This window comes from Streptomyces sp. BB1-1-1 (genome assembly GCF_031597775.1).
GTDB classification, from domain to species: Bacteria; Actinomycetota; Actinomycetes; order Streptomycetales; family Streptomycetaceae; genus Streptomyces; species Streptomyces thinghirensis.
In genome coordinates this window covers 1-24,983 of record NZ_CP134204.1, presented here as the reverse complement: position 1 = coordinate 24,983, position 24,983 = coordinate 1, and the positions used below count along the sequence as shown (strand labels likewise).

30 protein-coding genes are annotated in these 24,983 nt (G+C 70.0%); 13 read left to right on the top strand and 17 right to left on the bottom strand.

Features of this window, described 5'->3' with window-relative positions; genetic code table 11:
* The first annotated feature begins 613 nt into the window (after positions 1-613).
* The gene (locus tag RI578_RS40550; protein ID WP_310876025.1) at positions 614-1,099 is read left to right on the top strand and encodes a hypothetical protein; all 486 of its coding nucleotides are present in this window, start codon (positions 614-616) and stop codon (positions 1,097-1,099) included.
* Positions 1,100-1,693: 594 nt separating this feature from the next.
* Here the strand turns inward: RI578_RS40550 and RI578_RS40545 are convergent.
* The 12 genes from RI578_RS40545 to RI578_RS40490 all read right to left on the bottom strand — a co-directional run bounded on the left by RI578_RS40545 (position 1,694) and on the right by RI578_RS40490 (position 9,868).
* Positions 1,694-2,011 (bottom strand): hypothetical protein, encoded by a 318-nt coding sequence (locus tag RI578_RS40545; RefSeq protein ID WP_310876024.1) that lies wholly within the window; start codon positions 2,009-2,011, stop codon positions 1,694-1,696.
* Positions 2,008-2,676, bottom strand: coding sequence for a hypothetical protein (locus RI578_RS40540; RefSeq protein WP_310876023.1), 669 nt, complete (start codon positions 2,674-2,676; stop codon positions 2,008-2,010). The genes RI578_RS40545 and RI578_RS40540 overlap by 4 nt, the downstream gene beginning before the upstream one ends.
* Positions 2,677-2,722: 46 nt before the next feature.
* Positions 2,723-2,974 carry a hypothetical protein gene (locus tag RI578_RS40535; RefSeq protein ID WP_310876022.1) on the bottom strand — a complete coding sequence of 84 codons (252 nt, stop codon included), beginning with the start codon at positions 2,972-2,974 and terminating at the stop codon, positions 2,723-2,725.
* Positions 2,975-3,196: 222 nt separating this feature from the next.
* Positions 3,197-3,493: a hypothetical protein gene (locus tag RI578_RS40530; protein WP_310876021.1), complete on the bottom strand. Its 297-nt coding sequence runs from the start codon at positions 3,491-3,493 to the stop codon at positions 3,197-3,199.
* Positions 3,490-3,687, bottom strand: coding sequence for a toxin-antitoxin system HicB family antitoxin (locus RI578_RS40525; RefSeq protein WP_310876020.1), 198 nt, complete (start codon positions 3,685-3,687; stop codon positions 3,490-3,492). Before RI578_RS40525 ends, RI578_RS40530 begins: the two co-directional genes overlap by 4 nt.
* A 255-nt stretch (positions 3,688-3,942) precedes the next feature.
* Positions 3,943-4,557 (bottom strand): hypothetical protein, encoded by a 615-nt coding sequence (locus RI578_RS40520; RefSeq protein ID WP_310876019.1) that lies wholly within the window; start codon positions 4,555-4,557, stop codon positions 3,943-3,945.
* Positions 4,557-6,185, bottom strand: coding sequence for an acyltransferase (locus tag RI578_RS40515; RefSeq protein WP_310876018.1), 1,629 nt, complete (start codon positions 6,183-6,185; stop codon positions 4,557-4,559). Before RI578_RS40515 ends, RI578_RS40520 begins: the two co-directional genes overlap by 1 nt.
* A 111-nt stretch (positions 6,186-6,296) precedes the next feature.
* The gene (locus RI578_RS40510) at positions 6,297-7,433 is read right to left on the bottom strand and encodes a replication-relaxation family protein (protein WP_310876017.1); all 1,137 of its coding nucleotides are present in this window, start codon (positions 7,431-7,433) and stop codon (positions 6,297-6,299) included.
* A gap of 331 nt (positions 7,434-7,764) precedes the next feature.
* On the bottom strand, positions 7,765-8,124 hold the full coding sequence (locus RI578_RS40505; RefSeq protein ID WP_310876016.1) for a hypothetical protein: 360 nt from the start codon (positions 8,122-8,124) through the stop codon (positions 7,765-7,767).
* Between the two features lie 358 nt (positions 8,125-8,482).
* Positions 8,483-8,761 (bottom strand): hypothetical protein, encoded by a 279-nt coding sequence (locus tag RI578_RS40500; RefSeq protein WP_310876015.1) that lies wholly within the window; start codon positions 8,759-8,761, stop codon positions 8,483-8,485.
* Positions 8,758-9,210, bottom strand: coding sequence for a hypothetical protein (locus RI578_RS40495; RefSeq protein WP_310876014.1), 453 nt, complete (start codon positions 9,208-9,210; stop codon positions 8,758-8,760). Before RI578_RS40495 ends, RI578_RS40500 begins: the two co-directional genes overlap by 4 nt.
* 166 nt (positions 9,211-9,376) lie before the next feature.
* Positions 9,377-9,868: a hypothetical protein gene (locus RI578_RS40490; protein ID WP_310876013.1), complete on the bottom strand. Its 492-nt coding sequence runs from the start codon at positions 9,866-9,868 to the stop codon at positions 9,377-9,379.
* A gap of 77 nt (positions 9,869-9,945) precedes the next feature.
* Here RI578_RS40490 and RI578_RS40485 point away from each other — a divergent pair, with 77 nt between their 5' ends.
* Together RI578_RS40485 and RI578_RS40480 are read left to right on the top strand one after the other, a co-directional pair.
* Positions 9,946-11,196, top strand: coding sequence for a helix-turn-helix transcriptional regulator (locus RI578_RS40485; protein ID WP_310876012.1), 1,251 nt, complete (start codon positions 9,946-9,948; stop codon positions 11,194-11,196).
* Positions 11,193-11,744 carry a flavoprotein gene (locus RI578_RS40480; RefSeq protein WP_310876011.1) on the top strand — a complete coding sequence of 184 codons (552 nt, stop codon included), beginning with the start codon at positions 11,193-11,195 and terminating at the stop codon, positions 11,742-11,744. The genes RI578_RS40485 and RI578_RS40480 overlap by 4 nt, the downstream gene beginning before the upstream one ends.
* Before the next feature lie 810 nt (positions 11,745-12,554).
* On the opposite strand, the gene RI578_RS40475 is transcribed toward RI578_RS40480, so the two are convergent.
* The 3 genes from RI578_RS40475 to RI578_RS40465 all read right to left on the bottom strand — a co-directional run bounded on the left by RI578_RS40475 (position 12,555) and on the right by RI578_RS40465 (position 13,696).
* Positions 12,555-12,800 carry a GntR family transcriptional regulator gene (locus RI578_RS40475; RefSeq protein WP_310876010.1) on the bottom strand — a complete coding sequence of 82 codons (246 nt, stop codon included), beginning with the start codon at positions 12,798-12,800 and terminating at the stop codon, positions 12,555-12,557.
* A gap of 277 nt (positions 12,801-13,077) precedes the next feature.
* The gene (locus RI578_RS40470; protein WP_310876009.1) at positions 13,078-13,377 is read right to left on the bottom strand and encodes a helix-turn-helix transcriptional regulator; all 300 of its coding nucleotides are present in this window, start codon (positions 13,375-13,377) and stop codon (positions 13,078-13,080) included.
* 43 nt (positions 13,378-13,420) lie between these two features.
* The gene (locus RI578_RS40465; protein WP_310876008.1) at positions 13,421-13,696 is read right to left on the bottom strand and encodes a hypothetical protein; all 276 of its coding nucleotides are present in this window, start codon (positions 13,694-13,696) and stop codon (positions 13,421-13,423) included.
* Between the two features lie 192 nt (positions 13,697-13,888).
* Between RI578_RS40465 and RI578_RS40460 the strand changes: the two genes are divergently transcribed.
* The 10 genes from RI578_RS40460 (at position 13,889) to RI578_RS40415 (ending at position 21,740) form a co-directional block, all read left to right on the top strand.
* A complete protein-coding gene (locus RI578_RS40460; RefSeq protein ID WP_310876007.1) occupies positions 13,889-14,044 on the top strand; it encodes a hypothetical protein in 156 nt (51 codons plus the stop codon).
* Entirely contained in the window at positions 14,035-14,199 is a 165-nt protein-coding gene (locus RI578_RS40455; protein ID WP_310876006.1) for a hypothetical protein, read from the top strand. The genes RI578_RS40460 and RI578_RS40455 overlap by 10 nt, the downstream gene beginning before the upstream one ends.
* The gene (locus RI578_RS40450) at positions 14,196-14,357 is read left to right on the top strand and encodes a hypothetical protein (RefSeq protein WP_310876005.1); all 162 of its coding nucleotides are present in this window, start codon (positions 14,196-14,198) and stop codon (positions 14,355-14,357) included. The genes RI578_RS40455 and RI578_RS40450 overlap by 4 nt, the downstream gene beginning before the upstream one ends.
* Positions 14,354-14,548, top strand: a complete 195-nt coding sequence (locus tag RI578_RS40445) for a hypothetical protein (RefSeq protein WP_310876004.1) — start codon at positions 14,354-14,356, stop codon at positions 14,546-14,548. Before RI578_RS40450 ends, RI578_RS40445 begins: the two co-directional genes overlap by 4 nt.
* Before the next feature lie 158 nt (positions 14,549-14,706).
* On the top strand, positions 14,707-14,982 hold the full coding sequence (locus tag RI578_RS40440; protein WP_310876003.1) for a hypothetical protein: 276 nt from the start codon (positions 14,707-14,709) through the stop codon (positions 14,980-14,982).
* Between the two features lie 53 nt (positions 14,983-15,035).
* Positions 15,036-16,739 (top strand): DUF2637 domain-containing protein, encoded by a 1,704-nt coding sequence (locus RI578_RS40435; RefSeq protein ID WP_310876026.1) that lies wholly within the window; start codon positions 15,036-15,038, stop codon positions 16,737-16,739.
* Between the two features lie 287 nt (positions 16,740-17,026).
* Positions 17,027-17,497 (top strand): hypothetical protein, encoded by a 471-nt coding sequence (locus RI578_RS40430; protein ID WP_310876002.1) that lies wholly within the window; start codon positions 17,027-17,029, stop codon positions 17,495-17,497.
* A 25-nt stretch (positions 17,498-17,522) separates the two neighbouring features.
* Complete coding sequence (locus tag RI578_RS40425; RefSeq protein ID WP_310876001.1) at positions 17,523-17,990, top strand: hypothetical protein; 468 nt, start codon at positions 17,523-17,525, stop codon at positions 17,988-17,990.
* An 83-nt stretch (positions 17,991-18,073) separates the two neighbouring features.
* Positions 18,074-20,356 (top strand): hypothetical protein, encoded by a 2,283-nt coding sequence (locus RI578_RS40420; RefSeq protein WP_310876000.1) that lies wholly within the window; start codon positions 18,074-18,076, stop codon positions 20,354-20,356.
* A gap of 397 nt (positions 20,357-20,753) precedes the next feature.
* Complete coding sequence (locus tag RI578_RS40415) at positions 20,754-21,740, top strand: hypothetical protein (protein WP_310875999.1); 987 nt, start codon at positions 20,754-20,756, stop codon at positions 21,738-21,740.
* Between the two features lie 85 nt (positions 21,741-21,825).
* On the opposite strand, the gene RI578_RS40410 is transcribed toward RI578_RS40415, so the two are convergent.
* On the bottom strand, positions 21,826-23,943 hold the full coding sequence (locus RI578_RS40410; protein WP_310875998.1) for an ATP-binding protein: 2,118 nt from the start codon (positions 23,941-23,943) through the stop codon (positions 21,826-21,828).
* A gap of 399 nt (positions 23,944-24,342) precedes the next feature.
* Positions 24,343-24,528 carry a ClpX C4-type zinc finger protein gene (locus RI578_RS40405; protein ID WP_399063331.1) on the bottom strand — a complete coding sequence of 62 codons (186 nt, stop codon included), beginning with the start codon at positions 24,526-24,528 and terminating at the stop codon, positions 24,343-24,345.
* Between the last annotated feature and the right edge of the window lie 455 nt (positions 24,529-24,983).

Below are 24,983 nucleotides of genomic sequence, written 5' to 3'. Positions count from 1 at the left end.
GCGCGCGCGGTCTCCTGCGGAGACACGACGCGGAGTGACTGCGTCACTCCCAAGGGGACCGCGCCGCTGCGCGGCGCCGGGGGGAGTGGCCCCGGCTGGCAGTCACCTGCGGTGACTGCGGGGCGGTCCCGGTTGGCTCCGGGTCTGCCCGCCGGCCTGTGGTGTGGCCGGCCTTTCTGCGGCTGTTCCGCTCCCTCTCGGGTAGCGTTTCCGCTGGTCAGGGAGCTGATCGGCCGCTGTCCCGATGGTCTGTGTCCTCCGGCCCCTGCGGGGCCTCCGTCCACCGGTCGCGCTCCCGCGCTCCCTTGCAGCTACAGTATGCAGCCAACGAGGGGGCCGTGTCCAGTCCTTCGGGAAGATCCGTACCACGTCACAGAGCGTAACACAAGCCCGGGGCGCCCTCCCCTGACTGGTCTACACCACTCAGAAAAGCCAAAAGGCAAGGAATCGAGAGAATGACGAGCGGGAAGCGAATACCGAATCCGCAAAACAGCCTGCCGTTAACCACCCGAGAAACGCAAGCAGAATAGGGGATCGCAGAATGCCGGAATCACCTCTCAGTAAGGCCGAGGACGCTAAGGGGCGCCGGGATATCGGCGGTGAGATCGGGGCTTTGGTCGACGGCCACAACGCGCTCACCGGGGCGCCCTGGTATCCCGCGCAGGTCGGCGACCGCCTCTTGGTCACCTACGAGGAGACCGAGCAGGACCCGCGGTGGACCGAGACGTACGAGGTCGCCGAGGAGGCCGGCGGGCGCGTCCTGCGGCCGGTCGGGCACACCGCGCCGGACGACTCCTTGGCCGGCTGGTTCGCCGGGCCGCCCGAGCTGCACGGCGGCGACCCGTTCGAGACTCCGTGGATGGAGGCCGGCCCCGATCACCTCACCGTGACGCGTGGTGGGGACGTCGTCCACCAGGGCCGCCACGCCCTCTCGCGGCCGGACGACGCGCCGCCGCGCCTCACCACCGCGGCGGGTGCCGACGGCGCCGTCGGGTGGGCCGTCGTCCAGGAGCGCGGGTTCACACCCGCCGAGCTGGACAGCTTGCAACACAAGATCATCGCCAGGGCGCAGGAACTCGTCCGGGGTGACCAGGAGTAGGGACAGCAGCGAGGGCGCCGGCCGCTGTGCTTGGCCGGCGCCCTCGGGTCAGCGGTGGGTTCGCCCGTCTCTCAGTGCAGGACTGCCCAGTGGACGACCGTGCCGGGCGCGCCCGGCTCTAGCTGGACGTCGCCCGATGCGGGAGCCTTTAGGTGGAGCAACGTTCCATCGCACGCCACGCCCTTGCTCTCGGACCATCCGTTGGAGCGCGTCAGCATGACTCGCATGGGCTCGTTGTCTGCTTGGGTGCAGGCGGCGACCAGGAGAATCTCGGTGCTTGCGCTCTTCGAGGTCAAAGGGATGTCCAAGGTCCCGCGGCCTGTCCCCTGCCGCTCGATCGACCAGCGCGAGGGCACGGCGTTCTTCAAGTCCCGCTTGAAGTCGGGGGGCTCTGTGGTTGCCGGCGCTGGCGGTGGAGTGGGGGCGGCGGCGGCCCTGGTGCTGGCCGCGGCGGGGGCGGGCCGGTCCGGGGCCTGGTCGGTCGGGGTAGGGCTCTGGCATGCGGTAGCTGCCGCCAGGACAAGCGGCACGGTCCACTGACCTCTGCGCACGGCCGGCTCCTTCGTTCTACGCGCTCTCAGTGAGGTACTGCTGCTACTGAACACCAGTAGGGGCGGTGTGGGTGTAGTTCCCGGCCCTGAGCCGTTCCCTGACGCGCTCTTCCAGGCCCGGGAGGCGGTTGGCCGCGTCAGGCTCCGTCAGCTCCACCACGAGCGCGCGCGCCGCCTGGGCGAGGGCGACGTCCGTGAGGTCGAGGTCGAGGGCGGCGCCGTTGCACCAGCGCTTGAGGGCCTTGTGCAGGCCGGGTGCGAGGTCGACCGTCACGCGGATAGGCGTGGTCCGGATCGTCTCCTCAACCGCGGTGGGCAGCTCCTCGTCAGTGAACCGGCCTTTGTTTCCCCGACGGCTCATGCCTGCGCCCTTTCCCATTCAGTGATGATTTCCTCGGCTGCGGCCGGGTATGTCGTGCCCTTGGTTTCGATCTTTTCGCCGTACGCCTGTCGGTACAGATCGTCATGGAACATGATTACGGTCTGCATGACTTTGAATCCCTTTTCCACAAGGGAGTCCCTGAATTCTGCATCCGGCCCGGTTTTTGTGGCGTAAGGGCGATTGGTGCGCGTCAGCAGAACCATTTCGCACATGGGGTCTCTTGGGCGGCCGATTTGCTCTCGGAAGTCCCGCGCCTCATTCAGCTTTTTGCGGAGTTGCAGCATTGTTCGGCGTACTTCCATTCCCCCCGGGGCCAGGGGGAAAATCCATACGTCGGCATAGGCGAGGGCGGCTCGTGCAATCGCCTCGTGATCTTCGATCTGTGGCGCGTCGACCACCACCGCGCCCCGTCCGTCTTCCAGGGCGGGGAGGGTGCGGTGCAGGGTCGTGACCACCTGCCCGACCACGGGGAAGCCGAGGCCTTCCGCGTCCTGCATCCAACTGAGGCACGACGCGCCCTTGTCGGCGTCGCCGAGCACCGGTTCGATGCCGAGTTCCTGAAGGCTCTTGCAGAGGAACACCCCTGTGGTGCTCTTCCCCACCCCGGGTTTGATGCTGACGAGTGCGATCCGCAGTACGGGCATAGCCGTACGGTACTGCGGCTACTGCCCCTCAGTACGCCACTCCGGGTCACGCGTCGCGCAGGCTGCGGCGTAGACGGCGCACGGCGCGGCGCACGGCCAGGGCGCGGGCGACCCGGGGACCGGCGTACACGGCGATGACGGGGCCGGCGCCCGCGGCGAACGCGGTGAACGGTCCGGCCCAGCAGCAGACGAGGATCACGCCGCCTACGAGCAGCAGTAGGCCGAGGGCCACCGCGAGGGCCTGGTGCTCGTCGTGGTCCTGGTCGTGGTTCATCCGCTCCCCCTCGCTCGTGATCACGAACCGTCCAGGCTAGCGACGGGCACCGCCGCCCGCCCCCCAAATACGCATGACCCCACTGCACCTACTGAGTGTCAGTAGATGCAGTGGGGTCATGCAAGGGCCTCGCGGCCCCTTGCTGGCCCTGCGGGGCCGAAGCGGGGGAACCGGCCGACGCGGGGCGGTTCGGGCTCTCAGGGGCCGCTCAGGGCGTCCTCGGGGCGCCCCCGGGGAGGGCGCCGGCTACAGGTCTTGGACGGCGCGCAGGGCTTGATCCACCCGGGACATGGTGGCGGGGTCAACCGGGCCGCGGAGCTTCGCGCCCTCGAACCGGTCGGCCCTCATCTGCGTGATGTTGACGGCGACGGCGGTGCACGGGACCGGGTCGCCGATCACCACCGACATGGCGGTGTCGGGGTAGCGGCCGCTGTCGTGCAGCACGATCACGAGGACGGCGCCGTACGACTGTTCCAGGCCGGTCAGGCTGATGATCAGGACGTGGCGGCCGTCGGGGAGGGTCCAGATTTCACCCCGGTTCACAGGGTGTCGCCCTCGCCCACCAGGTCCTCGCCGAGGCCGAGCGCGGCGAGCTGCTGCGCGGCGTCGAGGGTGGCGGCGCGGCGGGCCGCGCGCACCACGTACGCGTTCACGCTCATGCCGGCCTCGGAGGCGGCCGCCCTGATCGAGGGTGCGAGTTCATCGGGGATGCGCAGGGTCATGGTGGTCACAGACATGGTTGCAGGGTAGCCACCGGTACGCGGTGGCGTAAGGCGGTTGCGTCCGGAAGCGTCCGCCGGCCTCTGCCCGAGGGGGCAAGATCCTCCTATGAGCACCACGCGCCGCCGCCTCGGGACGGGCCCGAGCACCACCAGGAGCACGCCGGCGACGGACGCGGGTCCGCGTCTGCTGCCGATCGAGCGGCTTGCCCCTGACGCGCTCCTGGACGGCTCCGAGCACCGAGGGCCGCGCGGGGCGGAACAGGTCGGGAATCAGGCTCCGATTCCGACTGCGGAAACGTAGGCGTATGCCGTGTAATCGGAGTCGAGATCCGAAATGACGTCATCCCAAATCTCGTCCATCAGGTCCTCATCCTGAGCGGCCCACGCATCGACAAGAGCGCCCCAGAGATACCGGACGGTGATCGAGCGGTTCGTCAGGTCGCGACGCGTGCCCGTGGTGCGGCGACGGGGCTCGGGGACATTGCGTTCGTCCACAGGGTAGATCTCGACTTGTCGTCCCCGGCCGTTGTTGTCGAGGTGCCGCTTTAGCCATCCGGACCGGATCAGGTTTTCCCGCCGCCGGGTCCAATAGGCGTTGTCGATCTTCTGCCGGTTCTCGGCCGAGGGAGACACCTTTCCCTTGTACCAGTTCTTCATAGCGCGGTCGGTGATGCCCTGTTCCCTCATCGCCTCGCGGCCTTTTGCGCTATTGAGGTACCGCAGCCGGGCATTCATGCCTCGCTTTGATGTGACGGGCGAGGAGATACCGGAGGTGTACACGATCCGGTTGAGTTCCAGAATCAGGGCTTCACCGCCCTTCATCCCCTGCGCGTTGTATTTCCCGAACTCGCCCCAGGCGGCCCACAGTCCCGGTGATCCGGCCATCAGCGCTTACCCCCGAGCATGTACACCCTCTTCTCCTTGACCTGGTTCAGGTCTCGGCCTTCCGGGAACACCTTCCGCCAGTCGCCCACGACGTGGAGTTCGTCCGTACCGGAGATCTCTACGACAGTCAGCCCGTGGGCGCGCGCCTTTTCAGCCTTCATCCACAGATTGGCGAACGCCTTAGAGCGGATGATGTGCATCATGTCCGGTCGGCGGAGTTCCCGGTTACTGCTGGATTCACCGATGGTGGACACGAACTTAGAATACATGGACTTCACGTATTCCAGGGTGATTCCGTCACCTTCGGCAATGGCATTCTTTCGCACTTCGGCGAGGGCGCGGCGCAGCTTTTCGAGGAGCGCTTCCGTGGCGCCGGAGACGAGGGATCGGTGGATCACGGGGGCCTCGGCGAGGGCGGGCCGTACGACGTCGCCCCCCTTGCCGACGACCGGCCGGGCGACGTCCAGGAGGAGGCGAAGCGTGGACTCCGTCACCCACAGCTCACCAGGCTCCATGCGGTTGCCCAGCGGGTTGGGGAGGTCGGGGTGGTCCCACTCGGCCGGGGTGATCAGGTGGACGCCGGCCTTCTTGGGGTTGTGGGTGCCGCTGGTGTCCTCCTGCAACCGGCCGATCGGCAACCAGCACTTGAGGGCGGACAGGTAGGCCGCGTTCATATCGAGGGCGGTCACCTCGAATTCCTCGCCGTTCTTCGCTGCGGCGACGACTTCCCTGTTACGCCACTTCGGGCGGCCCTCCCAAATCTCGTCGGCCCCCTTCTGAGACCTCTTGTTCAGAATCTCGTGAGTCGGCGGGAATTCCGAGTGCTCGTATCGGCCGCCGACGCGGGAGGCTTTGAAGAGGGCCATCACGTCGGGAATCGCGGACTTGATGAGGGCGGCCTGCGCTTCCTCGTAGTCGCCCTGGTGCTCGGTCAGCACGTCGCGTACGCGGGCGTTGATCTGGTCAACGAGCGACGAGGAGGCGTAGCCGGGTGCCCGGCGCGGGGGAGCTGCGGCGGCCGCCGGTTCGGCCGGCGCAGGGGCCGCCGTGGGCTCCGGCTCCGGCTCCGGGGTCGGGTCCGGGGTCGGGTCGACCGGCGCGGCCTCGGCCTCCACCGCCCCCTCGGCGCCGTGCTGCGCCGCCGCGTCCGTGGCGGCGGCGCACTCCTCGCGGGTGAGGTGCTGCGGGATGCCTTCCACCTCATCCTCGGCCGGGGCCCCGCACAGTACGCAGGGGCCGCCCTGCCGCCCGCCGCGCGCGGGCACCGCGGCCTCGCCCTGGACGCGCGGGGCGGGCAGGGGCGGCGGCGCGGCGGTGAACGTCGCCGGGACGTCGGCGGCCGCCGTGAGGGGGATCAAGGTCTGGTCGGCGGCCGCCCGGCCGGCGGGGAGCGCCGTCACGGCGTGGGTGGGACCGGCGAGGAGATCGAGGACGCGCACGCCGTAGTGCCCGGCGATCCGGTCGACGTCATCGAGCGTCCAGTGCTGGCGGCCGGTCTGCTTGCGCGACACCTGCGCCTGCGCCTGCCCGATCCCCACCGCGAGGTCGCCCTGACGCTCACCGGTCCGGCTCATGAGCGCGGACACGGTGAGCCTGAGCAGATCTTCCGTACTGAGACTAGGACTCATGCATAACACTCTAGCATCGCAAATACAGATTCAGTATCCGTGATGCGCTTTTCTCTCGCATGAGACGCTGCGCAAGGTACTGCGGGTACGTGGCCTACTGAGGGTCAGTGGCTACCCGTGAGCGCGTGTGTGCCGGATGAGGTGAGCGAGGCGCACCGGTTCGTCCGTCCCGACGGGCACCCGCCACACGGCGCTGAGCGCGCCTTGCTCCTGGACGTCCGCGAGGGCCGCCACCCCGACGGCGAACTGACGGTTGCGGATGCCCCGCAGGGTCGCCACGCCGTTGAGGACGTCGGTGGCGCGGGTGCTGAGGACGTCGGCGCTCTTGCCGTCCAGCACGATCAGCAGCGGCGGGAACCGGTCGCGGCCGGCGGCGCGCGGGTAGCGGGTCCACCAGTCCGGCAGTCCGGCCGCCCTCGCCGGGGTGCGCGGGCCGGCGGCGCGGGTGTGGGTGCGGTACCGCTCGTACGAGGCGACCTTGGTCACCAGGCGCCCCAGGGACATGGTGGCGCGGTCGACCTCTACGAACGCGTGCGGCACGTCGGGGTAGCGCAGGTGCAGCACCGCGTCCGGGATGAGGAGGCCGGCGGAGCCGAGGGGGTGGGCCACCTCCACCTCCCAGTCGGCGACTTCCCCGAGCGCGGTCCCGAGGCTGGTGTCCGGGCGCAGGTTGCGGGAGAACGCGACGGCGGCCGCGGTGACCGCCAGGGCGTGGGCGTACGCGGGCGAGGCGGCGACGTGCTCGCCCGTGACGCTGGTGGTGCGGTGGTCGGCGAGGCCTGCGCGGCGGGCCTCGGCGAGGCCGGCGGGGGTGAGGAACCAGATGTTCGGCCGCCGCTCCTCGTTCGCGGCCACCAGGCCGGAGCGCGCCATGCGGCGCAGGTGCCGGCGGACCGTGCTCGTGTCCGACGCGGTCGGGGTGAGCCAGGTGTGGAACTGGTGGGGCGTGGCCACCCGCGTGCACGCGAGGAGCTGCAAGATTCGCAGCTCGTGTTCCACTCCCAGGTCGGTGGTGGCAGGGGCTAGAGAGGAGTCGGCGCCCTGCGCGGCCCTCTCACCCACCCTGCGAACTGCGGAAACGGCGCTGCGGCGGGCGAGGGCCGTGTGCGCGGCCGCGGGCCCTTGGCTGTGCTCCCGAGCGTGCCCGCGGGCGTGCTCCTGGCCGTGCGCGGCATCCGGCGCCGTTCCGGCCGGCGCGGACGAGGAGGCGGGGGTGGCGGCGCGCGCCTGCGGGTCGGTGGTCGTCATCGAGGGGGCTCCGGTTCCGTCGGCGTCCTCCGCCCTCGGTCGTGAGGGCGGGCCGCGCCGCCGACGAGGAGTCGGCCGCGCGTCGGCCGCCACCCTGGACAACCCCCCCTTGTCCGCCGTCTAATTGCCGCTTTTGTCGCACCGTGTCAAGGGGAAACGCGCCCTTGGGCGACCCCGGACAAGGGGGGTAGCAGAGCCGGACAAGGGGGGGGTTGCAGAACTGGACAAGGGGGGAGGCGCCGGCCTCGGAGGGCCGCGCGCCGTCGAAACGGGCGAGGGCCCTGCCCCTACTGACTAGCAGTAGGGGCAGGGCCCTCAGTGGTGGATCGGATCAGCAGGGAAGGCTCGGGGGCAGGTTGGCGAACGCGCGGCGCACGTAGCCGGTGTACGACGAGCCCCACCCGCCGTGCTCGATCTGGCGGACCTTGACCAGGCCGACGCCGTTGGCACGGGCGCACGTGCCGAGGAACTGGAAGCGGGTGCCCTCGCCGATGCCGCTGCTGGTGGCGTTGCCCCGCGAGTCACGGAGGATGAGGCCTCCGGTGCCGCTCTTGGGGGTGCCGTAGTAGGCGGTGTCCGAGTAGCTGACAGAGGACTTCTCGGCGGCGGACGCGGTGGACGTGGCGCCGATCGTGGCGAGGGTTGCGGTGGCTGCGATTGCCGCCGCTGCGGTGACCATTCGATTGTTCACAGTGCTGTTCCCGTTCTGTTCATGATCCTCTCTGAGACCCCCCGTGGGCGGCGAGGTCTAGCAACGGACCGACGCGCCGCCGGAATCGCTGCACAGGAGGAATGATCACAAACTCTCGGACCGATGACCACCGATTTCCTGAAACTACTGAAGTTACTGACCTTCAGTACCCCCAGTAGGCGACTGCGCCCCGGACCGCGGGGGGACGGTCCGGGGCGCTGGGAAGGGGCCTACCGGCCCGCGGTTCCGGTTCGGCCGGCGCGCTGCTGCGCGAGGGCCGCACGGGCGGCTCGAACGGTGTCGACGCCCACCCGTATTCGCTCGGCACGCTGCCAGAGTTCGGCCCGCCGGTCATCGGTCACAGCCACGCCCCCGGTTCGACGGTCGCGTACTCGCAGTAGGCCCGCCGGTAACGGCGGTGTCCGGTGTCGCGGGTGTGCTCGGCCATCCACGTGTCGAGGTGATCGGCGTCCGGCAGGGGGCCGGACTTCTCGCCGCAATCCTCCTCGTCGCCCGAGACGCACACGGCCTCGAACTCCGGGTGCGCCAACTCGTCGGCCGCGGCGCCGGCCTGCCCGGAGGTGCGGGCCGCCGGGGAGATCTCGAACGCCCGGAGCCGGAACGTGCGGGTGGTCATCGCTGCTCACCCCTCAGCCGGTCGGCGTGGTGCGTGGCGCCGCCGTACTCGCCGGTCTGCGGGTCGCGCGCACTCACGGTCATCGTGATGACGTACTCCCAGGTACCGGGGACCGACCCGGGGACCCTCGCAAGGGACAGGCCGTGCGGTTCGAGGTTGGGGGACTGCCGTGCGACGTCGGCGGCGGCCTGGAGCGCGTCGGCGGCGGTCTCCCCGTTGCAGACCAGGGCCGTCAGCGCGGACACCGAGACGTCACTCGACTGCCCTCGGTCGACGAGCGCGCCGACGGCGCCGGTCGCCACATCGAGGGACCGCACGAGGTCTTGGGCGAACAGGGGCGGCCGGCCGGTCCCGACCGTTTCGACCGCGCTCCCGCCTGCGGGGCGGGTAGCGGGGAGGTGACCGGAGGGGCCGCGTTCGGGCGGCGGTGTGCCGTTGTGATGCGCCATGACGGGACGGTACGGGCGGGCGGCCTCGGCGGGGGCGAACAGAGTGTTCGCCTTGCGCGGGCCGCCCCCGCGCTGGACATGGCAGGCCCCCGGAACCAGGCGCGAAGGTTCCGGGGGCCGAGGGGTCCACAGGCAGCTCCCACGGGGGGAGGAGCCGCCTGTGGAGTCAGGAGGCGCAGGCGGGCGCGCCGCGCGCCGCGTCGACCGCCACGGCGGCCGCGCACAACCGGGCGGGGTCAACATAGCGGGGACAGAGGCGGGCTGGACGGCTGAGGGTGGCGGCCTCCCATGTCCCGTCGCCGTTCGTCGGCATCAGGACCCATGATCCGCGCGACAGTACCCGCACGCCCCGCACGCCCTGGACGTCGGAGACCTCGGCGGCCGCCGCGCCCGGGGCGACGAGCACGATCAGCTCGTACCGGCGATAGTCGGCGTACACGCCGAACCCTGCGTCGAGGGGGACGTCGAGGGCATCGAGCGCAGCGAGGCCGCGTTCGAGGGGGGCGATCACCACCGCATCCCACGACGTCCCCGCCGCGGTCAAGGTGGTGGCCGACAGACCGCCGACGCGCAGCCGGCGTTCCATCTCGGTATCCGGGTGCCGGAAGGAGTCGACCCACCCCGGACCCGATGCGGTGGTGTTCTCGGAACTGGCCATATGCGCACGGTAGGGGGCGTACAACGGAAGGTAGGCGAACAGAGTGTTCGCCTTGTTCCGCCGTCCCGGAGATCCCTATGGACACCAGGGTCATCGGCCGCCGCATCGCCTACTGGCGCGAGCGCCGCCGCCTCTCGCAGACCGAGTTCGGCCGCCTCATGGGCGGCCGGAGCAAACGGTGGGTGCAGTTCCTCGAAGCGGGCGACCGGCAGGCCGACCCGCGCTTGTCCGTGCTGGAGGACGCGGCCCGCGTCCTGACCGTCGATCTCCTCGCACTCCTCACCGCCGGGCCCGAGGACGAATGCGTGGACGCGGCCGAACTGGCACGCATCCGCACCGTTCTACAGAGCCACGACGTGATCACCGGCACGGACGACTCCGACCCCGCCGACCCCCTGCCGGTCGACGTCCTGCGCGCCCGGGTCCGTCACGGCTGGACGTCGTTCCAGGCCTCCCACTTCGCCGCCCTCGGCCGCCTGGTGCCCGAACTCCTCGTCGCCGCCAACCGGGCCGCCGCCCGCCACCAGGGCGTCGACCAACTAGCGGCGTACCGGTCCCTGTCGATGGTGTTGCAGCTCACCGAGGCGGCCTCGATCAAGTTCGGTGACGGCGCCCTCGCCACGATCGCCGGCCACCGCGCCGTCACCGCGGCCGAACGGTCAGGGTGCCCGGTCATCATGGCGTCGGCGTGCCGGCATCTGGCGGACGCGATGACCGCCGACGGGCAGGCCCGCGCCGCCGCCGACTTCGCCGTGGCGGCCGCCGCCCGCCTCGAACCCGACCTCACGGCCCGGGGCGCCGACGGGTTGTCCACCCTCGGGATGCTGTACCTCAAAGCCTCGATGGCGCGGGCGGTGGCGGCCGAACGCGACGACCGCCACGCCGCCGCCGACGCCCGCGCGGTCCCCGACCTCTTGGACCAGGCCGACGAGCACGCGGCCGAACTCGGCGACGCCGGCGACGGGAACGCCCTGTTCACCGCGTTCTCGGGAACCAACGTCGCGTTGTACCGGGTCGCGGCGCATGTGCAGCTTTCACAGGGCGCGGATGCCGTCGCCGTCGCAATGGAGATCACCGCCGACGACCGCGCCGCCCTCCCCCGCGAGCGCCGCGCACACCACCTCGCCGACCTCGCCCGCGCGTACGCACAGGCCGGGGAGCGGGAGACGGCGGTGGACACCCTCCTGGACGCGGAGAAGGAGGCGAAGGAGGAAGTGCACTGCCGCCCTCGGACCCGTCAACTCGTTGACGACCTGCGCCTTTTGGGCGTGGGGGGCGCGGAAGGGCGCTTGCGGGCACTCGCCGTTCGCTGTGGACTGCCCGGGTGACTAGCACCCTCTATGTGATCTCCAGTGCCGCGCCGCCCGCCCGCCGTGTCCAGACCGGCATCCGTGCCGCGCAGGCCCGCGGCTGGGACGTCTGCCTCATCCTCACGCCGTCCGCCCACAGGTGGGCGACCGAGGACGCCGTGGGCGAGCTGGACGCGCTCCGCACGCTCACCGGCCATGCCGTCCGCCACCTCTACAAGCTTCCGTCCGGGGAGGACGTCCTGCCGGATGCGCACGCGCTCCTCGCTGCGCCCGTCACCCTCAACACCCTCACGAAATGGGCCGACGGCCACGCGGACACCCTCGCCCTCGGCCTCCTGACCGAGGGAATCGGCCTCGGCCTGCCGATCGTCGCCCTGCCGTACATCAACGCCGCGCAGGCCAAGCACCCCGCCCTCCCCCGCGCCGTCGCCGCCCTGCGCGAGGCCGGCGTGCGGGTGCTCCTGGACGACGACCACGACGAGGGGTTCGTGCCACACCCGCCGAAGCGCGGCCGCGTCGAGGAATACCCCTGGGATCTCGCCCTGGACGCGCTCCCGCCTGCCTGATCGCTTCCCCGGCCTCCGGCCGGGGTCCAACGAGTCAGCCCGGCATCGGTTACGGTCGCTCACCAGCCGGGACCGCCCCACCCCCGCACTGCCCCTACTGAACCTCAGTAGGGGCAGTGCGACGTTGGGGGACACGGCGGCCGAGGTGTCGAAAGCGCCTGTACGCCGCTGTGAGCGCCGAACTCCTCGCCCCCTGGGGGTTTTCCCCGACGGCCGGTGATCGGCGCCCACGGCCGCCGCTCTGGCCCTTGGTGCCTGTCTGTGCCTTGTCTCGATGAACTCTCCGCGCCCCTTGATGCTCAGCCGTCACACGCGCGCGCACGCGCGTCCTGTGGTTGCTGTTCCCACATCAGGTGGTTGCAGCTTGCTCAACGGCGATCAACCACGGGAACACGGGGGCTCGGCTTGCCGAGACCTGCGTGAGCGAAGCGAACGTGTCTATGGGGGTCTGGGGGGAGGCGATCCCGAAGGGACGACGAGCGAAGCGAGGAGCAGTCCCCCCAGAGATCAGAGAGTGCGAAGCACTCACGATGATCTGTCTAGCTCAAGCTCTGTGTGCCTCCCCTTCTCTCTAGATCAACTCTGTCTGTATTGCCCGGCAGATTTGACGGAGGGGGGCCTTCAGATCTGCCGGGGGAGGGCCCGTCAGAAATGAGGGGGGCGCCCCCGTCAGGAATGACAGGGGGCCGAAGAGCTGCGCAACCTCGCAAAATCGCCCCCGTCAGGAATGACGGGGGCGATCGGTCCTCCATAGCTGAGGGGCCCCGACGAACGTCCGCTCGTCGGGGCCCCTCATGAACGTGCCGTTGGTCAGTCGGTCGGTTCGTCAAACTTCGTCACGTACAGGTTGGTGGTCTGCGACCCGTCATCCCGGTAACGGGGGCGGACTTCCATGCACTTCGCAGCGACCAGGCGGCGGATCGTGCGTTCCACCGTCGACCGGCTCACTCCGAACTCTTCCGCGATTGTGTCGATTCCAGGGAAAATGGCATCAAGCCCGCCATACCTGGCACGCAACCAGTCGTAGAGCCAAACGTCTTTGAACGCCCTCTTCACGACCCAACCGGGGGTCATGGAGAAGCCGCGGGGACCCTCATGGACTAGCCCCTCAGGGGGCGTATTGTCCGACATAGGCAGAACATCCTTCCTGCCCCGAACTGCTACTAGGCGCAAGACGCGCGCGCCCGGTATGCTGGCCCGAAGCGATAGCAGCGCGAGCGGCCCCCCGGCGACCAACCACAGGGGCCGTTTCGCATTTCTGGATCATGTTGCGTGATCCAGATTTTGCACTAGTGGTGCAGATGAGCCTACTCCCTGTGCAACGGAAAGCGGATCACCTGGGGGTGATCGTCGTCTGGGTGCCACCGATGCAAGAGGCGCGGCGCGCGGCGGGGAGTTGACTCACCGCGTGATCGGCGCCCCGCAGCAACTCGGGTACGGGGACGCCGTAGTGGGCCGACAGCTTGTCGAGATCGTCAAGGTTCCAGCACGACCCCTTCGTCCCGCCGGCCTGCTTGCGGGACACCTGTCCCTGACTCAGCCGGAGGCCGCGCGCGAGGTCGGCCTGAGTCTCGCCGGTTGCGAACATCAGGGCCGCCACCGTGAGCCGTAAATAGCCCGCTGTACTGGGCATATGGGCAACTCCCATGAAATATGAACTGGGTGCATACGGGCGTTCAGGAAGAGCGCTTCCCCTTGCGGGCCGGCGCGCTCTTTTCGCGTACCGGGAGGCCGGCCTCGCCCAACCATCGGTAGAGCACGCTGGGGCCGACGCCTGCGAGTTGGCGGATGCGGCTCCGGCCGGCACCGAGGCGGGCCGCGTTCACCGCCGCAGGCTTGATCTCCTTCGTCAGGATCTCCTCGGCCTGTTTCAGCAGCGCCGCCCGCCGCTCGCCCGCGTCTTTGACGGCGCGTAGCGCGGCCGCCTGCTGCTCTTCTGGGATCTCGGTCACGCGAGGAGCATACCGAAAAACACTGGCGGTGTCGTTGTTGCACCGCCGGTGTTTTCTGTGTCATGGTGGTGCAGCCCCGGAAACGAGGGCGGCCCCCAGCGGCGGTGTTGAAGCACCGCCCGGGTTGTTGAAGCAACCCATGCCAGGGGCCTTGACCGACCGCCTTTGATGCAACCAAAGGAGGTGCGATCCATGACGGATCGTATCGTCGGCGCGCCCATCAACGCGCCTCTGCGTGACCTCGTCGAGCACCTGGTGCGCGACGACAACCGGACCGGTTCCGAGCCGGAGCCCGACACCACCCCCGCCATCCCCGCCCCGTCGACCGGGGGTGTGTCGTGGCGCTGAAGGACCGCAAGCCGATCAGCACCAAGCCCGGCGGCCCGTACGCCGACAGGGGCACCCCGACCGAGTACAGCGCGAGTCGGGGCGGCTGGTACCCGGCGGAGAACAAGCCGGTTCCCGGCACCCCTCGGAACGGCAAGCCGAGGGAGGCGCGGTGAGCGAGCAGCAGACCGAGCAGCAGAAGTGCCTCCAGGAGTACAAGGAGGCGCAGGCCCGTCGTCAGCAGTCCGGGGCGGAAGCGAGCGTCCAGCGCGCTCTCGCCGGGGCCCACGCGCAGACGACCATCCCGCGGACGACCGGCGGGGGTGCCCGATGAAGAACCCCCTCGCCTTCCTGTTCGCCGACCCCTCCCAGCACGGCGGCCGCGGCGACACGATGGGCCGACCGGCCCGGAGTGCCGCCGAGGCTGACCGGCAGGGTTGGGCCAACTGGCAGGCCACCGACGGGTTTTCGCGCGGCATGGGGAACGGCGGCGGGCGCCGCCGGCGCTTCGGCCGGAGGACCTGACCCGCTGATCCCATGAAACCCCCTCGTCACCGGAAGAGCACCCGCCGCAGGATGGGCGGGCGAGGCCACCGCGTGACAGTCCCGGAACACGGCGCGAGGCTGCCGGATCGACTCCGGCCCGGGACACCAGCACCGACCACACCGACCAGGAGGACCCAGTGGAACCCGAGTTCATCACCGGGGAGGAACTGACCAGGTGGGCCGACACGTGGGACCGGCTGGCGGCCCGCGCGTACGCGGCCGCCCGTGACGGCGCCCTCGTCGCCGCCGACCCGGCGCGCAGCGAGTACACCCGGGCGTGCGCGGCGCGGGCCGCCGAGATCGCCCGTGGGAACGCCCGCGAGTACCGGGCCGAGGCCCTGGTCATGCGCGACGGCGAGGTGCCGGAGCCGTACTGGCACGCCTACACCACCGAGCCCCCCGAGACCCCGTGACCCACGCCCCAACCGCCCCGCAGCACCACGACGGAGGACAGCACGTGACCACCATGACCGACCCGCGCACCGAGGCCGCCCCCGGGCGTCCGCCGGAGCCGGAGCCCCCCACCCGAGAGGCGCCGGCCGCCGGGGCGGACGACAGCGGCCGCGCCACCGAGGCCGCCACCGAGTCCTCCTCGGAGGCCTCGCCCGCGCCGCGCCGCCGCCTCACCACGATCATGTGGTTCGTCGCGGCCCTCGCGGCCCTCGCCGGTCTCGTCGTCGCCGCCGTCGGGTTCGCCCTCTCCTACGACGCGTTGGTACAGGCGGCCCGCGGCTGGGGGTTCGGGCCGAAGGGGTCGTACGCCTTCCCGATCGGTGTGGACGGCTTGATCGTCGCCCTGTACTCGATCGCCCTCGTTCTGGCGTGGCGCCGGATGCCCAAGCCCATGCTGCTGATCGCCGCGCACGCCACCACCGCCGTGACGATCGTGCTCAACATCCTCGCGGCCGCCGACAGTGCGCCCGGGAGCCCTGGGGTGTGGGAGGTCGCGCAGACGGACCCGGGGCGGCTCCTCGCGCACGCCGCGATGCCCGCCGCCTACGTACTGCTGACCGAGGCCGCACGCCACCTGATCACCCGTACCGCCCGGCTGGAGTCCGGCGAGCGCGGCCTCACCCTCGCCGACTGGTTCCTGCGGTTCGGGACGACGTGGTGGGTGTTCCGCACTGCCAAGACCTACCCCATGTCCTACGGCGACGCCCGAGAGATGCGCCGTGAACTGGCGATTCACCGGGTGTGGATTCAGTACCGCGAGGAGATCGAAGGGGCCCGCCGCGAGGCGGCCGGACGGGGCGAGGAGTTCAGCGAGCACGACACCGTGACCGTGCTGGACCGCCTCCCCGATCTCCTCGCGCCGTACGGCGTCGGTGTCGATGAGGCTCTGGCCCTGCCCGACCGGATGCGCCGCGAGGAGCAGCAGCGCCGCGCCGACCGGGAGCGCGCCGAACAGGAGCTGCGCCACAAGGAGGACGCCGACCGCCGCGCCCGCGAGCACGCCGACAAGTTGGCGACCCTCGCCGCCAAGGCCGAGGAGCTGCGCGCGCAGGGCGAGGTGGACGTGCTGAGCGTCCAGGTCGACGGCGAGCGGAAGGCGGCCGAGCACCGCGCCCTCGCCGCCGCCGACACGGCCGGCATCGAGGCCGCCGCCGCCCGCACCGCCGCTGAGCGGGCCGCCACCGAGGCGCAGCGCCGCGCGGTGGCCGAGGAGGAGGCCGAGGAGAACGCCCGCACGGCGGCTCTCCGGAGCAAGGCGGCCGAGGACGAAAAGGCGGCCCTGACGACCGAGCAGCAGAACCTCCGCCGCCGTCAGGAGGTCGCCGACGCGCAGAAGCGGGCCGCCGACACCGAGGCCGCGGCGCAGCAGACCGCGAGGAAGGCGGCCGAGGACAAGGCGGCGGCCGCCGCCGCCGACCGTCAGGCGATCGAGGACCGGGAGGCCGCCGCGCGCGCCGAACTGTCCGCCCTCGCTGCCGAGGACGCGGCCGGCCTGACCCAGCGGGAGCGCAACATCCGGCGTACCGCTCGGATGATCGCCACCGAGGCGGGCGGGGAGTCCCTGCGCCTGCCCCTGGCACGGATCGAGGAGGCGTTCAGCGTCGCCAACGGGACCGCCTCCGGGTACCGCGAGGAGGCCGCGCGGCTGTTGGCCTCCGGCTACGACCACCGCGCCGACCCGGTCCACCAGGCGGCCGCCTACTCTCACGGGACGTGATCGCTCCGTGACGGGTCCGGCGGGGGATTGGGCCCCCGCCGGACCTCCCTCCCAGAACTGACCGCACCTGACAGCACGTCACAGAGAGGTAGATCCAGTATGACCCCACCTACGACGGACACCGGCAGTTGCCGCGTCACCCTTCCCCCCATCCGGCACCAGTGGACGGACGCTCCGGCCCCCGCGAGGCGGCCGTGGCAGACCCTCGGCGGTGACGAGCTGCGCGTGCGCGCGTACCTGTGGCGGGTCTTGGGTGTCGGGGCGGCCGCCTCGGCAGGGAGGTAGCAGTGAGCAGCACCGACGATCAGCCGTGGTGGAGCGTCCAGGAGACCGGCGCGGACTCCGGCGGCGACGACCGCCAGGAGGACCGCGAGGCCCTGACGGACGCGGCGGCTGACCTGCGGTACGCGGCCGAGTACATGCGGGACGCCGTGACGCCGGCCGCGCCGCCGAAGGAATCCAACTGGGACTTCACGTGGCTGACCCAGATGCGGAAGCGCAGCGACAACGGCAAGGCGTTCGTTGACTCGCTGTGGACCGTCGGACCGGCGTACATGCTCTTCCTGGCATCGCAGCGCTTTGAATTCTTTACCGCCGCCGGAATGACCTTTATGGGTTTCATCATCATCGGCGGTTGGCACCTGCGCGTAGAGCGCAAAGCAACTCGGCTCCTTACCTGGGGCCTGCCTGTGGGACTCGCGTACTACGCGCCCGTGGCAATCATCTTCGGACTCGGCCAAGTGCTCGTAGGGGGCTAAGAAAGTGAAGACCGTAACTCTCGGAATGTTCACCGTCGGAATCCTGATTCTGGTGGCGCGGCTGGGATGGTTCTGGTTCAAGAGCAGTTCTCGGGACTGGTCGAAAGTCGCGCCGTTCGGAATGGGTGCCGCCGCCTTTGCGGCTGCGGGTGCCTGCGCCGGGGGAATCATCGGGACAATTCTCACGTGGGCGCGTAACGGTGTCGGAAAGGCCGGTGACTTCGCTCTGGAGAAGGGCACCGGAGCCAGCCACGTTCAGATCTCGCGCCCTGCTGAGTTCGGAACTCTCACGCCGTTCGGTGCGGTCATCATGCTCGTCATGGTCGTGCTCTTTGTCGTCATCCTGAAGTCGGCGAAGAAGAAGCCGAAGAAGGAACTCATGTGGGGCGCCCCCTGCGGCCTGGCCTTGGGCCCGTTCGTCGGCGCCGTCACCCTGACCCCGCTGATCAACTGGATTGGCACCGTGGCCATTCAGCAGCCGTTCTTCAGCTGACCCACCACCCCACCCCGCCCGGCCCGGACGGAGACCCCGTCCGGGCCGCGCTCTTCCCCCTCGAACAAGGCGCCGGAGACGAGATGAGCGACGAAACCGCCCCCATTGACCTTGAGAAAGAGCCCACGTCAGCCGAGGACCCCGCCGCGGCCGCGCCCGAGGCGCCCGAGGCGCCGGCCGACACCACCGACGGCGAGACCAGCGCCGCCGCAGGCCTCGGCCGTACGACCGTGACCCGGATCGGGCAGGGCGCCCGCAACGTCGGGGCGAGCGTCCGGCACACCCTGACCACCGGTCACCAGAGCGACGAGGAGTTCCGCCGGCTCCTCGTCCAGCGCCAGCTCGCGGCGTACGACGAGGTACGCGAGACCGCCCGCGAGGAGCTGGAAGACGTCCACAAGCGCATCACGCGCCTCGAACGCATCGGCGCGGAGGACGGCTGGACGCCGGAGCAGCGCCAGGCGGTCAAGGTGCTGCGCGAGGAGCGCAAGGGCCGCACGGCTGCCCTGAAAGACCTGATGAAGACGCCGTTCGCCCCTGTCCAGCCGACTGATGACCAGATCAAGCGCGCCCGCCGCGCAGGCAGTACCCGCCGGTTCGTCGCGCTCCTGGTGGTGATCGGCCTCCTCGGTCTGCTGTGCGTGCGGGCGCCGCAGCTCTTGCTCCTGGTGCTCCCCGTCGGCGTGGCCGTCCTGTGGTGGCTCGGCCGGCGGCCGCCGACCCTGACGCAGCGCCCCGTACCGGAACGGCTCCTCGCCCGCGCTGAACTCGCCCTGCCCTCGCAGGCCGGACCGGGGGACGCGCCGGGCGCCGACCCGGAGGAGCCCCGCCAGTACCCGATCGCCGACGTCTCCACATCCGAGGAGGCCGAGGAGGCGGTGCGGCGCGTCATCACCGCGGCGGGCGGCGACCTCGCGGCCGTCACCGACGGGCACCGCGAGCCGTGGGGATGGTCGGTCCGTGTCCGGTTCCGCAGCGGATCGCCGGACGACCTCAACGAGGAGAAGACGTACAAGAGGCTGATCACCGCGTGGCGCCTGCGCCGCGCCGGCCTCCTGATCGAGGCCGACCCGGAGTTCGGCGACTCGTGCACGGTGCGCCTGGTCATGCGCGACCCGTTTACGCCGGAACTGGTGGGCGCCGTCCCGTACCGGCCGCCGCTGTCGACCTCGATCGTTGACCGCTTCGACTTCGGCGTGGGCATGGACGCGAGCGAACTTGCGTTCAGCCTCGCCGGACTGATGCTGATCATGGTGGGCGACACCGGTAGCGGTAAGTCCGGGATCGCCCTCTCCCTGGCCGAGGCGGTCACGTCCACCCGGGACGCCGTCCTGATCAACCTGGACCCCGCCGGGTCCGGCGTCGGCGACCTCGGCCCCGCCATCACGCTGGACGCCTGCATGGATCAGGCGCTGATCGGCAACGTCCTCGATTTCCTGATCAAGCTGTGCTCGGCCCGCGCCCGCCAGCGCAGGGCGTACGGGTGGGGCAACAAGTGGCGGATGAGCCCCGAGCACCCCGCGTTCGTGGTGCACATGGACGAATGGCCGCAGCTTTCCGAGAAGAATAAGAAGAAGCTCATCAGGGCAATTCTCATCGGCCGCAAAGAGGGTGTTTGGTTCGAGGGCTTTTCCCAGTGGGGAACTAAGGACTATTTGGGGGACGCTATCGGCCCGAAGATGCCGGGAAAGATCCTCGGAGCATGCCGCAGGGTCGACGTTACCGAATTGCTCGGAGGCGGCTCGATCGGCGAGGGATACCGCGCCGATCTGCTTCAGCCGGCCACCCACACCGAGGCTGGCGACGCCGGACAGATCTACGCTCAGGGCCTGCCCGGCATGCCCTCCCGCCCGGTCCGGTACAAGTTCCGGGAGATCACGTCCGAGTACGCCGCCCGGGTCGGTGCGGAGCGCGCGGCCGCCGGCCTGCCTGACGTCACGTTCACGCTCACCGAGGCGGGCCTGATCAAGGAGTGGCACAAGCTCCTGAAGGCGGCCGCCGCCCCCGCCCCGGGCCCCGCCGCCGGCGGCGGGGACGACGACGAGCCGGAGGTGCCGCCGATCCTCGTCGTCATCGCTGAGGCATTCGTCCAGGAGGACGACCCGGAGTTCCTGACCCTCGATCAAGTCCACGTCTACCTCAAGAAGGACGACGCGGCGAAGTGGGGGAGGTGGGACGACCGCGACGACAAGGGGCGCCTGCGGGAGCTGGGGAAGGCCCTCGCCCGCGAACTGCGGAACGCGGGGGTGACGTTGGCCTCGGAGAAGATCACCGAGGCCGAGGGACAGCCGCGCGGTTACTACGCGGCCGCGGTGCAGCAGGCCCTCGCGGGGGTCTCCTCGGACGACTCCACGGACGACTCCTGATCGGCTGACCATTGGCGTTGATCGGCTCACCGAGGCCGATCAACGCCAATGGTCAGCCGATCGGAAAACCGTTGGTGACCTGCTGAAACCAATGAATCCGATCATGCAGCGACACCCCCCCGTTTCCCGGCGGAACCGGCCCTCGGAGGTGATCGGACAGGGGGCTGCGGTCCTGATCGGCCGAACGGCGCCCGTCCGAATTGCTCCGCCCCCGCCCGGGGGCCTGAGACCATCAGACGAACCCCACCAGGAGGCCACACCGATGCTGCTTGCTGAGCCGTCCCCCGACCCGTGCGCCAACGTCGTCGGCGTCGCACGGGACGCCTGTCTGGGCAAGTCCACCACCCCGAGGGACCCCACCGAGTCCCTTGATCCGCTCAGCTCCCTCGCCCACTCGGTGGCGCGCGGCGCGGCCTGGACGGTCGAAAAGGTCGGGCACGCCCTCGATGGGTCCGCCACCGTCGACTTCACCAGCACCAAGTTCCTTCAGCAGTACGCGATCGTGTTCGCGGCCTCCACGGTGCTGACGCTCGTCCTGTGGCTCATCGCCGTCGCCAAGCGCGCCATGCGGGGTGTGCCGCTCCCCACCGCGTTCGGTGAGGCGGTCGGGTTCCTCTGGCTCACCGTGATCGCCTCGGCCTTCACGCCGCTCACTCTCCAAGTCGTCGTGAGCGCGGTCGACTCGGTCACCAACGCCGTGACCGGTTCCGACGGCAGCATGCCGGCGCTCTTCAAAACGCTGGCCGAGGTTCTGCGCCGCGACGGCGACATTGTCGGCGGCGGCCCAATCATGCTGATCATCGTTTCCGGGGTGACGATCATCGCGGCGGGAATCCTCGGCCTCGAACTCGTTCTGCGGGCCGCGGCCCTCTACCTCGGCGCACTCCTCGGCGTCGTGGTCTACACGGCACTGGTCGACCGCGACTTGTGGGGCAAGGTGCGTATGTGGGCGGGAATCATGGTCGCCGTGATACTGCTGAAGCCGATCATTGAAATTGCCCTCGGAATCGCGGACGTTTTCACCCAGGGGCAAGGGTCGGACCCGGGAACGGTGCTCGTCGCCGGAAACGCCGTCGTCATCATCGCTATCGGGGCAGGCGTCGCCATCTTCCGATTCGTGCCCGGGTACGGGGACGACATTAAGGCGGGCCTCGCCGTGCGCGCCGGAGCGACGGCCGCGCGCGGCGCCCTAAAGGTGACGGGAACTGCGGCCGGAGTTGTCGCCCAAGGAATCCAGACGCACGCCGGACGCGGAGACAACAGCCGACGATCCGGCGGACAGGGAGGCGGCGGGAGGAACAGCCGCGTAAACGGTGTCGCCGACGGAATGTCGACCCACAGCAACCGAGGAACCGGAAAGCAGAAGAAGAGCGGCGACAAGTGACGTCACTCCGCGCATAGCGCATACGGAAACAGCAAAAGGGGCCTGCGGTCGACCACCGCAGGCCCCTTTCGCGTATGCGGATTCCTTATCCGCCCAACTTGGTCAGTATCGGCGGCATCCGCTCACCGGTCACGGCCGTCAGAGAAATTACGGCATGACCGGTCTGCATCTCGTTCGCCAATTGCGACGGAGACCACCGTTGCCGCTCCTCGCGGCGCATGGTCACCGATTTGGTTGTGACGTCTCGGCCAGTGACCATTTTCCGCACCGCGTGCCACACCTTTGTTCCCGGATGCTCGGCGCGCACCTGCCGGTGAGTAATTGCCTCTGTCTCCACCCACTCAGTTCCCCACGCGGTGGCGAAATGCTGAGCATCCCAGGAACTCACACCCACGCACGCGATACGACAACCCACCGCCGCCAATAGGTGATCCCTCAGACCTTCGGGGATATCGCTCAGGTTCCGCAGAGAGAACAGCACACCCGCGTTGCTCCGCCGGAGACTTTGCAGCCCTCGCAGGGAATTAGGGGTGACGGTCTGGATAGCGTCCTCAAGTACGAGGAAGGCGAACACCGACTGATCTCGGCGGGATGCCGCCCACTCGGTGAATTGCGCGAGCACCAGGCGCGCGATGATGCGCGAGGCATCCGTGTGCACCCGCCCCGGCAGGTCAATGCGCACCCGTACGGGCCGGTCAATGTGCTGCATGCTGAACACCGCGCGGTCGCCGGCCGCGTCCCCCAACCCCGGGGCGGCGAGGAGGGCGTGGAAGGCCGGCCGGTCCAACAGCGCCACGCGGGTGGACAACGCCTCCGCAGGGCCCCCAGGAGCCGCTGAGCGCCGCTCGAACGCGTCCAGCTCCCGCAGGTGGGCGGTTGCCTCGCGCTCGTCCAGCGCGGCCCGCAGAGCGGCGCGTGCGGCCTCGCTGTCCAGGAGGTCGCGCAGCTCGTCGACGCCGGGGAACCGGTCGTGCACCGCGCGCCAGGGTCCGAGGAGCTGCGCGAGGGCGGTTGCGGCCCATCGGTCGTCGCGGCTGGCCTCGGTGAGGTCGCCCACCAGGGCCTCGGCGAGCACCGCGGCCGCCTCGTCGGCGTCGTCCAGGCCCGCGTACAGGTCGAGGCCGTGCGCGATGCTCGGATCACCGGCCCGCAGCACCACGTCAAAGGCGCGGTTCTGGGGCGCCGCGGAGCCGGCCGACGTCACGGCGACCACCGCGGCCTGCCCCGCGAGTGCCTGAAGGCACAGAGACTCAATGACCGGCCCCACGATGCCCTCGGCCGGCTCCCGCCCCGACGGGCCGACCACCAGCGCCGACGTCCCCAACACCGCCGGATCGAGGGCGATCCCCGCGCCCCGGTACACGTACGGGTTGCGCGGGGAGTCGGCCGCCGCCCCGATCCGCACCTGACGCAGCGGGAGGTCGTGCTGCGCCGCGCGGGCGGGAAGATCCCGCGCCCCCGACCCGTGAGCGCAGGCAGCAGCACCGCGTGCTCGTACCTGTTCGGTGATCTCGGCCCGCGCCCGTCCGGTCCGCCACGCATGATCAATCCGGGCATAGTCGACGTCGGTCATCCGGCCCTCGCGCAGCTCGGCGGCGAGGGCGTCGGCCGCCGCCTCCGCGCCGTCCGCCCGCAACTGGGGCCACAGCGCCGGATCGGACTCCGGAGGCGGCGGTGGCGCCCCCTGGGCGGCCTCGGCGTTGGCGTTCGCCTGCCGTACGGCGGCCCGGGTACGGCGCAGCAGCTCCGGCCACCCACCGAGGCGCCCGAAGAACACCGCGATGCCGCCGAACACGACCGCGTAGTACGTCCAGGAGGCGACCACGAAGTACATCGACTGGAACGCGTCATCGGGCGTGAGCAGCAACAACGGCCAGATCCAGAACTGACCCAGGTAGCCGTTCCACAGCAGTGACCCCAACAGCCACCCCACCAGCGCCGATGCCACCGCGCCGACGAGGAGTTGCCGCGTCGGCACCTTGTCGGGCTCCTCGGCCGCGCGCGGCTTGTGCCCCGCCCGCCAGATCCCCGGACCCGCCTTGGGGCGAGGCATCCGCAGCCACGTGACCAGCGGGTGAACCGTCGCACCGGGCGGGGCCGGCGGCCTCGGCGGGAGCGCCGGAGGCTGCCGAGGAGGCGGCGGTGGGGTGGCGCCCACGCTCGGCACCGCGCGCTGGTCCTGGCCGTGCTGCTCGCTGTCCATCCCCGTCTCCCTCTGTTGTCTCGCGCTGCCAATTTATAGGCGACTTGGGGCGCTTCGGGCGCCCTTAAACGCACCCGAGACTGAGGGCACTGTGGCTACTGAATATCAGTAAGTGCAGTGCCCTCAGTAACCTCAGTAGATTGGGCGGCCGAGACGGACACCGACGCGTCCGAGATCACCCGAGGCGTGCGTGAGACGACTACAAGTCGACATGAGACCGCCCTCAGCACGCCCGAGACCCCTCGAAAGCGGGCGCAAATGACGGACGCTGACCGCTCGTCACGGAATCTCGACGGAGAGACGCCACCAAGGGAATGCGCGGCGCATCCGAGATCCGGTATCGGACGCGAAAGAGCGGGGCCCGGAGAGAGCCATAAGGAGGGAACTACGGTAAGAGCATCAATTCTCTTCCTCGATGATTGCCTGGCATAGGTCGACGCAATCAGAGCAGATATTTACCCCCGGGCCGGTAATCAAATGACCCACCTGATTACGAGTCTTTCCGCAGAATGAGCAGCAGAATCTAGCAGGCCCGTATTTCAGGACCTTTGTGCAGATGATTCCGCCTTGAATTTGACCCGTCATTCTCTCGTTTCCCTGTCTTTTGGCTTTTCTGAGTGGTGTAGACCAGTCAGGGGAGGGCGCCCCGGGCTTGTGTTACGCTCTGTGACGTGGTACGGATCTTCCCGAAGGACTGGACACGGCCCCCTCGTTGGCTGCATACTGTAGCTGCAAGGGAGCGCGGGAGCGCGACCGGTGGACGGAGGCCCCGCAGGGGCCGGAGGACACAGACCATCGGGACAGCGGCCGATCAGCTCCCTGACCAGCGGAAACGCTACCCGAGAGGGAGCGGAACAGCCGCAGAAAGGCCGGCCACACCACAGGCCGGCGGGCAGACCCGGAGCCAACCGGGACCGCCCCGCAGTCACCGCAGGTGACTGCCAGCCGGGGCCACTCCCCCCGGCGCCGCGCAGCAGCGCGGTCCCCTTGGGAGTGACGCAGTCACTCCGCGTCGTGTCTCCGCAGGAGACCGCGCGCGC

What these genes read in the sequence shown, in the direction of transcription:
- RI578_RS40435 (WP_310876026.1), top strand. Translation starts at nt 15,036, where the DNA reads ATGACCGACCCGCGCACCGAGGCCGCCCCCGGGCGTCCGCCGGAGCCG.
- RI578_RS40495 (WP_310876014.1), bottom strand. Translation starts at nt 9,210, where the DNA reads ATGGCGCATCACAACGGCACACCGCCGCCCGAACGCGGCCCCTCCGGT.
- RI578_RS40510 (WP_310876017.1), bottom strand. Translation starts at nt 7,433, where the DNA reads ATGACGACCACCGACCCGCAGGCGCGCGCCGCCACCCCCGCCTCCTCG.
- RI578_RS40520 (WP_310876019.1), bottom strand. Translation starts at nt 4,557, where the DNA reads ATGGCCGGATCACCGGGACTGTGGGCCGCCTGGGGCGAGTTCGGGAAA.
- RI578_RS40500 (WP_310876015.1), bottom strand. Translation starts at nt 8,761, where the DNA reads ATGACCACCCGCACGTTCCGGCTCCGGGCGTTCGAGATCTCCCCGGCG.
- RI578_RS40525 (WP_310876020.1), bottom strand. Translation starts at nt 3,687, where the DNA reads ATGTCTGTGACCACCATGACCCTGCGCATCCCCGATGAACTCGCACCC.
- RI578_RS40410 (WP_310875998.1), bottom strand. Translation starts at nt 23,943, where the DNA reads ATGGACAGCGAGCAGCACGGCCAGGACCAGCGCGCGGTGCCGAGCGTG.
- RI578_RS40425 (WP_310876001.1), top strand. Translation starts at nt 17,523, where the DNA reads ATGTTCACCGTCGGAATCCTGATTCTGGTGGCGCGGCTGGGATGGTTC.
- RI578_RS40470 (WP_310876009.1), bottom strand. Translation starts at nt 13,377, where the DNA reads ATGCCCAGTACAGCGGGCTATTTACGGCTCACGGTGGCGGCCCTGATG.
- RI578_RS40405 (WP_399063331.1), bottom strand. Translation starts at nt 24,528, where the DNA reads ATGACGGGTCAAATTCAAGGCGGAATCATCTGCACAAAGGTCCTGAAA.
- RI578_RS40545 (WP_310876024.1), bottom strand. Translation starts at nt 2,011, where the DNA reads ATGAGCCGTCGGGGAAACAAAGGCCGGTTCACTGACGAGGAGCTGCCC.
- RI578_RS40460 (WP_310876007.1), top strand. Translation starts at nt 13,889, where the DNA reads ATGACGGATCGTATCGTCGGCGCGCCCATCAACGCGCCTCTGCGTGAC.
- RI578_RS40540 (WP_310876023.1), bottom strand. Translation starts at nt 2,676, where the DNA reads ATGCCCGTACTGCGGATCGCACTCGTCAGCATCAAACCCGGGGTGGGG.
- RI578_RS40490 (WP_310876013.1), bottom strand. Translation starts at nt 9,868, where the DNA reads ATGGCCAGTTCCGAGAACACCACCGCATCGGGTCCGGGGTGGGTCGAC.
- RI578_RS40420 (WP_310876000.1), top strand. Translation starts at nt 18,074, where the DNA reads ATGAGCGACGAAACCGCCCCCATTGACCTTGAGAAAGAGCCCACGTCA.
- RI578_RS40485 (WP_310876012.1), top strand. Translation starts at nt 9,946, where the DNA reads ATGGACACCAGGGTCATCGGCCGCCGCATCGCCTACTGGCGCGAGCGC.
- RI578_RS40445 (WP_310876004.1), top strand. Translation starts at nt 14,354, where the DNA reads ATGAAGAACCCCCTCGCCTTCCTGTTCGCCGACCCCTCCCAGCACGGC.
- RI578_RS40515 (WP_310876018.1), bottom strand. Translation starts at nt 6,185, where the DNA reads ATGAGTCCTAGTCTCAGTACGGAAGATCTGCTCAGGCTCACCGTGTCC.